The 13713-nt window shown below is 62.5% G+C and carries 10 protein-coding genes; 3 read left to right on the top strand and 7 right to left on the bottom strand.

Features of this window, described 5'->3' with window-relative positions:
* Nucleotides 1-53: 53 nt before the first annotated feature.
* From AC1DSD_RS18655 to AC1DSD_RS18645, 3 genes are all read right to left on the bottom strand, one after another.
* Nucleotides 54-833 (bottom strand): hypothetical protein, encoded by a 780-nt coding sequence (locus tag AC1DSD_RS18655; RefSeq protein WP_478032207.1) that lies wholly within the window; start codon nt 831-833, stop codon nt 54-56.
* Nucleotides 834-1068: 235 nt separating this feature from the next.
* Complete coding sequence (locus tag AC1DSD_RS18650; protein ID WP_478032206.1) at nt 1069-2514, bottom strand: hypothetical protein; 1446 nt, start codon at nt 2512-2514, stop codon at nt 1069-1071.
* Nucleotides 2504-3805, bottom strand: coding sequence for a KGGVGR-motif variant AAA ATPase (locus AC1DSD_RS18645; protein ID WP_478032204.1), 1302 nt, complete (start codon nt 3803-3805; stop codon nt 2504-2506). Before AC1DSD_RS18645 ends, AC1DSD_RS18650 begins: the two co-directional genes overlap by 11 nt.
* Nucleotides 3806-4431: 626 nt before the next feature.
* Here AC1DSD_RS18645 and acnA point away from each other — a divergent pair.
* Entirely contained in the window at nt 4432-7122 is a 2691-nt protein-coding gene (gene acnA, locus AC1DSD_RS18640) for an aconitate hydratase AcnA (RefSeq protein WP_478032203.1), read from the top strand.
* A gap of 644 nt (nt 7123-7766) precedes the next feature.
* Nucleotides 7767-8459, top strand: coding sequence for a hypothetical protein (locus AC1DSD_RS18635; RefSeq protein ID WP_478032202.1), 693 nt, complete (start codon nt 7767-7769; stop codon nt 8457-8459).
* 37 nt (nt 8460-8496) lie between these two features.
* Here the strand turns inward: AC1DSD_RS18635 and AC1DSD_RS18630 are convergent, their stop codons facing one another.
* From AC1DSD_RS18630 to AC1DSD_RS18615, 4 genes are all read right to left on the bottom strand, one after another.
* Entirely contained in the window at nt 8497-10188 is a 1692-nt protein-coding gene (locus tag AC1DSD_RS18630; protein WP_478032201.1) for a putative bifunctional diguanylate cyclase/phosphodiesterase, read from the bottom strand.
* Between the two features lie 73 nt (nt 10189-10261).
* A complete protein-coding gene (locus AC1DSD_RS18625) occupies nt 10262-10825 on the bottom strand; it encodes a Smr/MutS family protein (RefSeq protein ID WP_478032275.1) in 564 nt (187 codons plus the stop codon).
* 25 nt (nt 10826-10850) lie between these two features.
* On the bottom strand, nt 10851-12104 hold the full coding sequence (gene mltA / locus AC1DSD_RS18620) for a murein transglycosylase A (protein ID WP_478032200.1): 1254 nt from the start codon (nt 12102-12104) through the stop codon (nt 10851-10853).
* Between the two features lie 241 nt (nt 12105-12345).
* Nucleotides 12346-12993, bottom strand: coding sequence for a Tim44/TimA family putative adaptor protein (locus AC1DSD_RS18615; protein ID WP_478032199.1), 648 nt, complete (start codon nt 12991-12993; stop codon nt 12346-12348).
* A gap of 178 nt (nt 12994-13171) precedes the next feature.
* Between AC1DSD_RS18615 and secB the strand changes: the two genes are divergently transcribed.
* Nucleotides 13172-13687 carry a protein-export chaperone SecB gene (secB, locus tag AC1DSD_RS18610; protein ID WP_478032198.1) on the top strand — a complete coding sequence of 172 codons (516 nt, stop codon included), beginning with the start codon at nt 13172-13174 and terminating at the stop codon, nt 13685-13687.
* Nucleotides 13688-13713 lie beyond the last annotated feature (26 nt).

Below are 13713 nucleotides of genomic sequence, written 5' to 3'. Positions count from 1 at the left end.
GTCACGGCAAGCCGGGCAGCCGGCGTTCGCCAACGGTTCGGTGATATCGGGCGTCAGGTCATCGCCTGAACATCGCGGACTTCCTGGCGGATCTTGGCGACGACCGATGGGTCGAGACCGGATGGCGCATAGGTCACCGACCCCACGTCGCGTCCCGACAAGTCGCCATAAAGGACCAGCGCGAACAAATAGCTGCCGGCCAGGCTCGGATGGTTCCCATCCTCGGTCAGCGCGATCTCGGGATGGTCGCGTTCGACCGCTGACCAGATCTCGGCGACATTCACCAGATGGGCGTCGGCCCGCTCGCCCAGCGCGTCCGTGCTGGCCCGTATCTCGCTTTTGAGCTCCGCCCGTCCGCTGCCGTCGGGATCGCCATCGCCCCAAAGCCGCGACTCATAGGCCCAGTTGACCACCAGGCGCGCATGGCCGCTCGCGGGATGCGCGGCATCGATAAGCTTGGCACCGTAGACCTGAAAGCTATGGGCGAGTTCGTCGGAGGATTGGGCGCGGCTCTCGCCCTGCAGGATGACGTCGTCCCAACGCTGTTTCAGCAGGCGTTGCGTCGCATCGTCGTTCCAGAGGATTTCGAAACTAGCGCCGGCGGGCGCGTCGAGCGTGATCTCCAGTTTCTGCGGATCATGGGCCGAGTCAGCCATGGCCCGGACCATGTCCGGCATGTCGTTGAAAGAAGTGCGGCTGTTGCCGAGGATGAGGATGGCGCGCGCCGGCCGGCTGTCGAAACTGTCCTCGGCGCGCGCGATGAGCGCCTTCGCGGAGAGCGGCTGGCCGAACTGGAACCAACCCAGGCCGCAGATGAGCAGCGCGAGGAACACGGAGGGCAGCAGACGCATGACGCTGTATTTGAGCGATAAAGCCGAAGATTCGGTTGATGAAGGGGGTTCTGCGAGCCTTCGCCGGGATACCCTTTAGGGGTAATTGCACGTGTCGCCGTGACCCCGGAGTTCCTTGCTGTTGGGGTAAGAGGATAGGGCTGCAAGGTCGCTTGGCTCGAGCCTCACCGCAGACAGGTTGGTGTATTTATAGACGATCACCGTAATTCAGTGAAAGTCAGCGCCGTTTTGGCGCCACACCGCCCTTTCGCTTAATCTTAGCAGCAACGCGGTAAATATCTGGTATGTTAATTCGATCGTATGCCCGTCGCTCGGCAATGCCCAATCCAATTAGAGCTTCCATCAATGCGACCTCACCAGCCCAATGATCAAATTCCAAATCTACTATGCTCAATTGAATGGGCGCCGCGGGGCGTTCAGGGTCTGATCGCGATTGAATTTTATCGATTACCTTGTCATGCTCCCAACGGATCAAAATCTCTTCTTCCTCACAGGGCACGGTCAACCCCCCAAGAGGGGCGAGGGCATCCTGTATCCACGGATGATCTTCCTGAATTTCTTCTCGACGAGTTTCAGAAGCCTTAAGGACGCCCTGGTTTATTCCTACATAATCGATAGCCAACATCGTCCGGTCTTGCGCAGCTCCTGCGGCCTCCTTGATCGCGATCAGGAAACTCCGGAGACTGGTATCTCCGTGGCCGTCAGCCAAGTGTTTCGGAACCCAAGTATAGGTAAGTCCTCGCTTCCGATTAGTTCCCATGAACTCTCCAGCAAAAGCCGAAAAGAACTTTTGCTGAATATTTTCATCCCTACGAAGAACCATTGGGAGATCGCCAACCGTCTCCAACCTAAACGACTTAGCAATTTCTTTCGCAGATTTCTCGGAAATGTCTGCCCTCCACAATCTAGTGAAGAGCGCGCCGTAAAGATCCGTCCACTTCCAATCTAACTCTACCGCTCCTGTTCTCAACTTGGAAAAGTCAGAAAACGTTTTGCGACGCATGTCCTCGAACTGATCTGTTCTCATGAACATCTTAATTCTAATGGAGTTACGAGACGACATCTCCAAGGCGACACGGGCAAGCCCAATCGTTAGCTTTCGAATGGTATCCCAATCGTTGGCCAATACATCAAGAGCATCAAATACCAGAAGAAGTTTACGAGATTCTAGGGATGGCCGATCTTTATCGAAGATTATCTCATCGTACGTTTCCGGATCGTTTTGAAGCCACTCCACTCGCTCCGAGAGTCTTCTAGGCCCTTTCTCAGGCGCAAGCGCAGCCAGAACCACACTGCGCCATATCCATGTAGGGTCCTCTACGAGCGCTAAGGCGCGTTTTAAGGAAGCTGGGGATGGAGCAAGTGTTCCAGCCCCTTGGGCACCCTCATGAAAGCCAAGGCGCACATCCCATTTATCAAGCTGCAATTGCGGATAAAGCTCCGCCGCTTTGCTGCGCGCAGTTTCATCAGCCAAAACCGCAGCCCAGAAGCTTTTTCCTACTCCGCGCCCGCCAACAACAAGCGCACGCTCCGGATCCAATGCGTCAGCATGAGACGCCGGAGCATAGAGTTCCTCAAGCGAGGGCGCTTCAGCGGCTTTATGCGCAACCGACGGATGAAGGGATTTCAGCACATCCCTGATTGCCTCCTGATCAGTCGCCACTCACACCCCCAAACGCCAGTTCACTAAATCTGTCCAAAAATGGACCAAAACTTCTTTCGAAGAAATCTTTTCCCAAGAAGGAAGAAGAGGTCCTAGGATCGATCTCAACATATTCCAGATCAAATGGGATAGGCCAAGCATAATGAGGCGCCGAAGGATCATCTATATCGAAATTAAATGCCTCCAAATCATCTCCCTCAGCTTCTTCATAGAGAGTTTCTGCGAACACCTCATATGACTTCTCTCTGAACTTTCTCCAACTATCTTCTCCCCGGCCAGCCTTTGCATGAATCATCCGCAATTTATAGCGCCAGTCAAATTCCCCATCTTCCACAAAATTGGCCAAATGCGAAAATAGATACCGATAGCATTCAAAGGTTTGCGGAGTATCAACTCCAAATAACAGCACACTTCCGCCAAGACCCAATACCGTTGGCGCTGACGCCTCGCTAAGACCTGCCCTAGCGTCTATCAAAATAATAGAACTCCTACCTCTAGCAGCGAGGCGCGATATAACACTTCGAGCTTGCGACAGATACGAAACGGCGCGACCGTCTTCATATCCCTCCAGGAAGGCTCGCCCCAACTTCGGCAGAAAGTTTGCGGGACTATCTCTCCCTCGTACTCCTACAGCTGGCATCACCTCGATTAAGCCCCTACCTGCCGTGAGAGGGGAAGGGGCTATACAGCGCTCAATGAATTGGTGATCTATTGCTTGAATTCTCTCTTCGACCAAGAGATCAATCAAACCAAACTCAGGATAATCCTGATCATTAAGCATTAATGACCCGAGACCAGGAGCCTCAATGTCAAAGTCGACTATAAGAACATTTTTTCCAGCCTGAGATAACGCGCTAGCAGCAATTATTAGCGCCGTTGATCGGCCGACACCACCTTTACAGCTAAAGAATGTTACAACAGGGACATCATTTGATACCGGAACAAAATTTGGTTGATTCCAGTCTTGTCCAATTATTCGGCGGTCGAGCAAGTTGATTTCGATGCGAACTTCGCCGACCAACACAGCCTGCCTGATTACGCCCTCATTCTCCAATAAGGTATCATCGAATAACTGTTCGGGTGTGGCCGATGGGAGTTCGGAATATGGGCCGAGCAGATGTATGACCGAGACATCAAACGCGTCACGCGCACCCGCGGCAACCTCAGATCGGATGATAAAGGTCAAACGACCTTCCGCGTCCCTTAAAATCAGCCCCTTGTCGATCGCATCTGGACCGAGCCTATCTCGAGCAAGAGACACAAATTTGGGCAAGGCATCGTCAAAAAACATCAACATCGCCCTCGTTATCGGCGTAAATTTGCCGCAGCTAAACTACGCTTAGCCATCTTTTCCCAAACCTCGAACTGGGCTTGGCCAACCTGCCCGTCCTGAAAATATCGAAACGACACATTCCAGTCACTGAGGAAGCCGCCCCTCGTTGCCTCCAACAAGTTGCGCATGGGGTTCTGTCGGGCATTTCGCCCTGCGAACCTCCTCCTCGCCGCAGCCGCCAAGTCAGGAAGATGCACGCGAAGCTCGCCGTTCTGAGGTTCCGCAATTCCTAGCGCATGTTTAATCGCGCACTCTGCGGCAAATCCAACGAGGTGGCCCGCCCCATCGTACCTTCCATCGCCCGCCAAGCGAACCGCATCGTCGTAGTGCCTGACGGCAGCTTGCTCATAGCATTCGGGCATTCATTATCGTACCGGTCCTTTTGCCGTTCGTCGATACGGCACGGTCCAAACCTCTTCCCTCACCCCCACCCTTCCCCCACCCCCTCCCCCCTGCTATCGGCCTCGCGACTCACGCATTCGCCCGTCCGGGCGCGCTCGCGCGGGACGCCGGCCTTTTCAGGCCTCAGGCGCCCGCCTCCCCGCCGCGCCCGCGACCGGCCACACAGGGAAAGGACCCTTTGAATGACCGCCATCGGCCAGGACACGCTCAATACCCGCGACACGCTCAGCGCGGGCGGCAAGAGCTACGATTATTTTTCCCTGGCCAAGGCGAGCGCCAAGCTCGGTGATATTTCCCGCCTGCCCTTTTCGATGAAGGTGCTGCTCGAAAATCTGTTGCGGTTCGAGGACGGCGTCACCGTCACGCCGGCGGATTGCCAGGCGATCGTCGACTGGCAGGCGAACCCGGTCGCGCCCGACCGCGAGATCCAATACCGCCCGGCGCGCGTGCTGATGCAGGACTTCACCGGCGTGCCCTGCGTGGTCGATCTGGCCGCGATGCGCGACGCGATCACCAAGCTGGGCGGCGACGCGGCCAAGATAAATCCGCAGGTCCCCGTCCATCTGGTCATCGACCATTCGGTCATGGTCGACGAGTTCGGCACGCCCAAGGCGTTCGGCGATAACGTCGACCTGGAATATGCGCGCAATTTCGAGCGCTACGAATTCCTCAAATGGGGATCGAAGGCGCTCGACAATTTCTCGGTGGTGCCGCCGGGCACCGGCATCTGCCACCAGGTGAACCTCGAATATGTCGCGCAGGCGGTGTGGTCGTCCAAGGAAAAAGGCGAGCGTGCCACCGCGGGCGCGACGATCGCCTATCCCGACACATTGGTCGGCACCGACAGCCACACGACAATGGTCAACGGGCTGGGCGTGCTCGGCTGGGGCGTCGGCGGGATCGAGGCGGAAGCGGCGATGCTCGGCCAGCCCGTGTCGATGCTGATCCCCGAAGTGATCGGCTTCAAGCTGACCGGCGCGCTCAACGAAGGCATCACCGCGACCGACCTGGTGCTGACCGTGACGCAGATGCTGCGGCAAAAGGGCGTGGTCGGGCGGTTCGTCGAATTCTATGGCCCCGGCCTCGACAGCATGACGCTGGCCGACCGCGCGACGATCGCCAACATGGCGCCCGAATATGGCGCGACCTGCGGCTTCTTCCCGATCGACGACAAGACGCTCGATTATATGCGCCTTACCGGCCGCCCGGACGAGACGATCGCGCTGACCGAGGCCTATGCCAAGGCGCAGGGCATGTGGCGCGACGCCGGCGCCGCCGATCCGATCTTCACCGACACGCTCGAGCTCGACATGAACGAGGTGGTCGCCAGCCTGGCCGGGCCGAAGCGCCCGCAGGACCGCGTCAGCCTGAACAAGGTCGATGAAGTGTTCAACGGCGACCTCAGCAAGATCTATCACAAGGAACGCCCGCAGCGCGTCGCGGTCGAGGGCATGTCGCACGATATCGGCGACGGCGACGTCGTCATCGCCGCGATCACCAGCTGCACCAATACCTCCAACCCATCGGTGCTGGTCGCCGCGGGTCTCGTCGCGCGCAAGGCGCACGCCAAGGGGCTGATGCCCAAGCCGTGGGTCAAGACCAGCCTGGCGCCCGGATCGCAGGTGGTGACCGATTATCTGGTCAAGGCGGGGCTGCAGGCCGATCTCGACGCGATCGGGTTCAACCTGGTCGGCTATGGCTGCACCACCTGTATCGGCAATTCGGGGCCGCTGGCCGCGCCGATCTCGGCCGCGATCAACGAGAACGATCTGGTCGCCGCCTCCGTCCTGTCGGGCAACCGCAATTTCGAAGGCCGCGTCAGCCCCGACGTGCGCGCCAACTTCCTCGCTTCTCCGCCGCTGGTGGTCGCTTATGCACTCAAGGGCACGGTGACCGAGGATATGGTCGAAACCCCGATCGGGCAGGACCAGCAGGGCGTCGACGTCTATCTGAAGGACATCTGGCCGACCAATCTGGAGATCGCCGATCTGATGGCGGCGAATATCGACTCCGGCATGTTCAAGCATCGCTATGGCGCGGTCTATGAAGGCGACGAGAAGTGGCGCGCGATCGACGTGCTGGGGTCGGACACCTACACCTGGCGCGCCGGGTCGACCTATATCCACAACCCGCCCTATTTCGACGGCATCACGATGACCCCGGCGCCGGTCGCCGACATCATCGAGGCGCGGCCGCTGGCGATCCTGGGCGATTCGATCACCACCGACCACATCTCCCCGGCCGGATCGATCAAGGCCGACAGCCCGGCGGGCAGCTTCCTGCAGGAGCATCAGGTCAGCCGCAGCGACTTCAACTCGTACGGCGCGCGGCGCGGCAACGACGAAGTGATGGTGCGCGGCACCTTCGCCAATATCCGCATCAAGAACGAGATGGTCCCGGGCGTCGAGGGCGGCATGTCGCGTTACGACGGTCAGGTCCTGCCGATCTATGACGTGGCGATGAAGTTCAAGGCTGACGGCGTGCCGATGGTGATCGTCGCCGGCAAGGAATATGGCACCGGATCGTCGCGTGACTGGGCGGCGAAGGGCACCAATCTGCTCGGCGTCCGCGCGGTCATCACCGAGAGCTTCGAGCGTATCCACCGCTCGAACCTGGTCGGCATGGGCGTGCTGCCGCTGCAGTTCGCGGACGGCGTGACGCGCCAGACGCTGGGGCTGACCGGCGACGAGACCTTCACCATCCGCAACGTCGCCGGCCTGCGCCCGCGCCAGGATGTCGAGGTCGAGCTGACCCGCGCGGATGGTACCCAGACGACGTTCACGACGCGCTGCCGGATCGATACGGTCAACGAGCTGGAATATTTCCTCAACGGCGGGATCCTGCAGTACGTTCTGCGGAACTTGGCGGCGTAAGGGCCTCTGTTCCCCTCCCGCTCGCGAGTTCGAGGTCGGTCATGCCCCCGGCATGACCTGGTCGACGCGGGGCGTCGATCACCTCGAACTGGGTTAGGGGAGGGCATGTCGGTGCGGAGCTGTTCGCTCAAGTTACACCCCGTCATGCCGGACTCGTTCCGGCATCCAACGAGCCGCGGGCGCCGGGCTTGAGGCACAGTGGACCCCGGGACAAGCCCGGGGTGACGGCGGAGGTTGGCTACGCTCGTCCTACCCCGTCATGCCGGGCTCGTCCCGGCATCCACTGGGCCGCAGGCGCGTCAGCCTGAGATACGCCGCACCGCTATCCTACCCCGTCATGCCGGACGTGTTCCGGCACCCAATGGGCCGCAATGGCTTCAGCTTGTGGCGCGTTGGGCCCCGGCACAAGGCCGGGGTGACGATGGGATTTGAGCCAGCTTCGGGGACTCATCGGGCTGCCTGGCTCGCGAGCGCCAACACGCCCTCCCAGCATCAGGTGAAACAGCCCCCGGCTGTTTCAGCTCGTCCGGGGGACGAGCGACCTGCATGCTCCCAACGACACCGCTGCCACCCCCTAACCGATTGACGGCGCACGATGATCCCGGCCATAGGCTCGGCCTCGCCTCGGATGGGAGAAGACGCGGATGGGTGCGATATCGGCGGTCTTCTATTTCCTGGGCCATCATCCCTTCCTGGCGATGCCGCTCTATCCCCTGGTCGCCTTGGCGATCGGCGCGTTGCTCGCCCGGCTGACGCGATGGCGAGGATGGATGTTCCTGGGCGTGCCCGGCCTGATCCTCGCGGCGATGAGTCCGTTCTTCGGCTCGGCGGTGAATGCGATGTTCCTCAATGCGGTCGGGACCACGGGAACGGCGGTGATCGTCCATTCGGAAGAAACCAGCTCGACGCTGAACGACAACAATATCTGGTATTACCAGGTCGTGGTGCGGACGGCGGACGGGCGCAATGTCGAGACCGATTTCGACACCATGACCGCGGCGCTCTATCCGTGGCGCAACGAGATCCAGATCCCGCCGGACGGCGAGCGCTTCGTCGTCAAATACGTCCCCGCCTTCCCCCGCAACATCGCGATCATGGTCGACCAGTCGCCTTATGGCCGACAGCGCCTGATCGCGCAGGACAGGGCGCCGGTCGAGACCGCCACGGCGAAACTCGAGGCCGCGCCCGACGACCCGAAATTCCGCGACGACCTCAGGCAGGCGCTCCGTGAATTTATCGCCCGCCACGCGACGGACGCCGACCCGGCGCTGCTGGCGAGCTATCGCGCGCGGCTGGCGGCCCTGGACGCAACATCGGCGGCCGCGCGGCACAACTGACGGATTTCCCGAAACGCCTGTGGGTCGCGGAGGCCGCTCAGCCCACCGACACCGCGCCGGTATCCCGATCGCGCGCGGCATTGCGGGACCAGGTCAGGAACGCTTCCTCGTCCATCGGCTGGGCGATGACATAGCCCTGGATGACGTCGCAGCCGATCACGCGCAGTACATCGGCCTGGTCGTCCTGTTCGATCCCTTCGGCAACCGCTTCGCAGCCCAGGCCGTGGATCAGGCCGATCACCGATTGCGCGATCAGCCGCGTCTCGCGGCGCGTGGTGACATGTTCGATCAGGCTGCGGTCGAGCTTGATGCGGTCGATCGGCAATTGGCGGAGACGCGACAGGCTGGAATGGCCGGTGCCGTAATCGTCGATCGCGATCGTCGCGCCGTCCATGCGCAACGCCGCGATCGCCTCGATCACGTCCTCCGAACAATGCATCGCCAGCGTCTCGGTGATCTCGAGCTCGAGCAACCGCGCCGGGGCGTTGCTCGCCAGCATCGCCTCGCGCAGGCGGCGGAAGAACATCGCATGGTCGAGCTGACGCTGGCTGATGTTGATCGCCAGCCGCTGTTCGACCCCCAGATCGGCCCAATGGCGGATCGTCGCGGTGACGCGGCCGATCACCCATTCGCCGATCTCGACGATCAAGCCGGTCTCTTCGGCGCGAGGCAGGAAGCTGCCGGGCAGCTTGACGCCCTCGGTCGGGTGCTGCCAGCGCAGCAATGCTTCCGCGGCGACGATACGGCCGTCCTTCAGCGATACCTGGGGCTGATAGACCAACGTGAATTGGTCGCGGTCGATCGCGGTGCGCAGATCGACTTCGAGCTGGGCACGGTCGGCGAGTTCGGCGGCGAGTTCCTCGGAGAAATTCTCGGCGCGGCCACGGCCGGTCGCCTTGGCATGGTACATTGCGGCGTCGGCGGCGCGCATCAGGTCGTGCAGGGTGGTGCCGTGATCGGGGCGGAGCGCGATGCCGATCGAGGCACCGATCTCGATCTCGGCACCGGCGATGTCGAACGGCTCGGTTAGCGCGAACAGCACGCCGCGGCCGATCCGCGACGCTTCGCGCGGATCGTCGAGGCGGGGGAAGAACATGGTGAATTCGTCACCGGCCAGGCGGCCGATCAACGGCTTGTCGGTAACCTCGTCGATCGAGATGCTGTCGGCCACCGCGCGCAGGCGATTGGCGACCATGCCGAGCAGCATGTCGCCGGTGGCGTGGCCCATCGTATCGTTGACCGCCTTGAAGCGATCGAGGTCGATGAACAGCAAGGCGGCGATCTGGCCGATCGGCATCTGGGCGAGCTGGCGCTCGGCCGATCGGCGGAAATGGGTGCGGTTGGGCAAGGCCGTGACGGGATCGAACATCGCCAGCCGGTGGACGCTGTCCAAATTCGCCGCGACTTGCTGGAACAGGCCATGCATCGCCTCCGCCAGATGCGGGACGGCGGCGCCGATATCCTCAGGGATAGGGCTGTCGAGGTCGCCATGCGCCGCCTTGGCGATGCGCGCGATCGCGGAGTCGATCGCCGCCGCGGTCGAGGCGATCGAGCGCTCGGCGGCGGCCCAGGACAGCACCGAACAGACGATCGCCGGGATCAGCGCGCGGCCCATCGTGTCGGCGCTGAGTTCGCCATGCGCGGTCGCCAGCAGCGCGAGGATGAACACCATCGCGCCGGCGCACAGTGCGAATACGATCGCCCGGCCTTTCAGCGATGCTGATTCCATTGCGCCCGAAAAGTCCCCGTCTGGTGGGCTGTCGAAGCGCCCCCGATGAAGACAACAGTGTGACGGGAAAGGGTTAAGAAATTCGTGCCCCGCGGGGTCTGCGCAGCACAATATATAGTGCTCCCGACCCGCCATGGCGCGGGTTGGCGCCTCTGACCGCGGCGATGGAGTCGGCATGACGCGAGGCGTGCAGCCAGTCGCCGACCGCCGCACGGATCGCGCCGCGCGCATGCGGCCGCTCGCTATCGGGCCGCGGCGGCTTGCCGGTGATCAGCAGGATGACGCGGTCGCCGCGCGCGACCGATCGGCCGAGCGCATCGTCGAGCATGGCATAGGCCGAATTGAGCGTGTGGCCGTGCAGATCGACCGTCGCATCGGGCTGGACCATGCCGCGCGACAATCGCTTGTCCCAGCTGCCGTCGAGGGTGGTGCCGGGGGTGGGGGTGGTCGGAGGCGCGACCTTCTTAAGCCCCTCCCCTTTAGGGGAGGGGTTGGGGTGGGGCCTAGCAACTTGGCGACCGGCCTGAGGCACTGCCCCACCCCCAACCCCTCCCCTGAAGGGGAGGGGCTTTTCGGGCTTTTCTGCCTTCCCAGGCTTCACCGCCTCGCGCCCGGGCATCGGCTTCACCGTCGCCATCACCCGCGCCCATAATGCGCGCTCCTCAGCGCTGAGGCGTCGTTCCACCCCCGCCCCCCTGCAGGCGCGCGAGCGTACCGACCGGCACGAACAGGAATGCGGTACCACGGCCGGACATGCCGCCGGCGATCGCCTCGGCCTCCTTGCCCGCGCCCCAGAAAGTATCGACGCGATTGGCACCCTTGATCGCGCCGCCGGTATCCTGCGCGATCCACAAACCGGTCGCGTCGGTGCGGTCCATCGACAGGAAGACCGGCGCGCCCATCGGAATGAACTTGGGATCGCTCGCCACCGTCACGCCGCCAGTCACCGGCAGGCCCATCGCGCCGAGCGGCGGGCCATCGAGCAGGCGGAAGAAGACATAGCTCTTGTTGGCGCGCATCACCTCGCGCCCTTCGTCCGGATGCGCGCGCAGCCAGGCGACGATGTCCTGCATCGTGGCATGCCCCGGCTGGAGCATCCCACGATCGCGCATCAGCGCGCCGATCCCGGTGTAATCGCGGCCGTTCTGGCTGTCGTAACCGATGCGGATGGTCGATCCGTCCGGCTGGCGTAATTCGCCCGAGCCCTGGACCTGGAGGAAGAACAAGGCGACCGGATCCGCCGCCCAGGCAATGATCGGCGCCTGGGTCATCGCGCCATTCTCGATCTGGGTGCGATCGTAATAGGGAATGAAATTCTTGCCCTCGACCCGGCCGCGGATCGACTTGCCCTTGAGCGCGTCGGAGAATTTGCCGAGATCGACATCGATCAGATCGGTTGGGCGGCCGTAGATCGGCACGTCATAGCCTTTGCGGCGGTCGCGCGATCCGGCGATTTCGGGAATGTAATAGCCGGTCGCGAACGCCTTGCCGTCGCCGACCTGGACCGTTTCGAAATTGGTCGCGAAGAAATTCACGGCGTCGCGATCGCTGGCCGATTGCGCCGCGTTGCAGGCCGGTGCCCAGTCGGCGCCGCGAGTCAGGCCCGATTGGTCGGTGCGGCGGACGAGCTCGCGGCAACTCAAGCGGAACGCGGCGAGCGCGCGGGCGGCACGTGATTGGCTAATCCCCAGGCTCGTCACCGAAGGTCCCGCGACGGCACCCGCTCCCGCCGCATTGGCGCCGGCCGCGACGATGGTCGGATTGGCGACCGGCGGCAGCGGCTTGGCGGGAATCGGTTTGCGGACCGGCGCGGGAACCGAGGACGTGGTGGTCGATGGCGGCACGATCCGCCCGCCGCACGCCGACAAGAGCAGCGCGAGGCTCGTCATTACGATCAGCTTGCGCGTGACTGCCATGTGCGAAAACCCCTTTACTCGATTTGGGTATCGCTAATGACCGGTCCCTCCCCCCGAAACAAGGTCGAGGTCAGATTCCCCTCCCTGCAAGGGAGGGGTTAGGGGTGGGTTTAGCGCCGGGCGAGGCTCGATGCCTCGACCGGCGCTGTTTGGCGAAAGGTCGATGAGTCTTTTTTTGGCGCGCAGACGCGCGCACCCACCCCCAGCCCCTCCCTGGAAGGGAGGGGAGTCGATGAAGCCCTCAAGCCTCGTCGGTGTCGGCCAGCTTCCAGTCGGGATCGCCGCTGCGTAGCGGGCGGGTAAAGGTCCAGACGTCATGCGTCTCGACCGCGTCGGTCAGCGACCCGGCGACGACATTGCCGTCGGCATCGCGCGTCACCGCGGCGATATCGGCGTCGAACGCCACCGTCACGCGCGCGATCTTGTTGTCGACCGATGCGTCGGTGATGATCGCGCGTTCGATCGTGACCAGCCGGTTGTCGAGCACGTGCCCGGCCTCCTTGCGCGCCTTGATCGCCTCGACAAAGGCGTCGCGGACATGGTCCTCGGTCAGCCAGCCGAGCGTTTCTTCGTCACCCTTCCAGAACGCTTCGAGCACCATGCGATAGGCGTTCTTGGCGCCATCGAGGAAACCGGCGACGTCGAACGAGGGATCGGCATGGATCACCGCGCGCAATCCAGTTTGCGCCGCGCTCTCGATCGTGCGCGGGCCGGCGTCGCGGAAATCGGGGCGCGGTTCGGCATTGCGGGCCAGCGTCAGCGGCGGGCCGGGGCGTTCCTCGGCGGGATTGCGCAGCACCGGCTCGTGCCCGGTCCGCTTGCCGAGCACGGCATACAGACGCAGGCCCAGGAACAGGGCAACCATGGCAAGGATAACAATATAAACCACCGGGCCTCCAATTTGACCGCTATGCAACATAGGCACAAGAAACGCGCTATTCAAATGTTCCCGTATGCGACCTGCCGTTGAACTGCCACGATCCCCCTGCTAGTCGCCGCTCACTTCGCGCGAGCCCACGGGCCTGACCCACGCGGAATACCCATTCAAGACGAGAAAGCAGCTACTCATGGACGATCAGGACACCTCCGGCGCGATCGACGCCACGCTTCCCAACGGCGCCGATAACGGGCCGGCCATCGGCATGATTTCGCAATATGTGAAGGACCTGTCGTTCGAGAGCCCGACCGCACCGGCGGTCTTCAGCTCGGAGAATCAGCAGCAGGCGCCGCAGATGGACGTCGAATTCGGCATCGGTACCAGCCAGGTGGGCGACGAATTCCACGAAGTCACGCTGAAGATCGAGGTTCGCGCCAAGATGGGCGAGCAGACCGCGTTCATCGTCGAATTGACCTATGCCGGCCTGTTCGGCGCGCGCAACGTGCCCGAGGAGCATCTGCGCCCGTTCCTGCTCGCCCAGGCCCCGACCCTGTTGTTCCCCTTCGCCCGCCGCATCGTCGCCGACGTGACGCGCGACGGCAATTTCACTCCGCTGCTGCTCGACCCGATCGATTTCGGTACTTTGTACCAGCAGCAGCTCGAAGCGCAGGAACAGCAGGCCGAGGGCGTCGTAGGCAACGCCTGACGCTCGCCGGTCCGGCGGGGACTCCG

The organism is Sphingomonas sp. P4_D12 (genome assembly GCF_056401895.1).
Note: the sequence above shows the minus strand (reverse complement) of the source record. Positions and strands in the feature narration are given on the sequence as shown.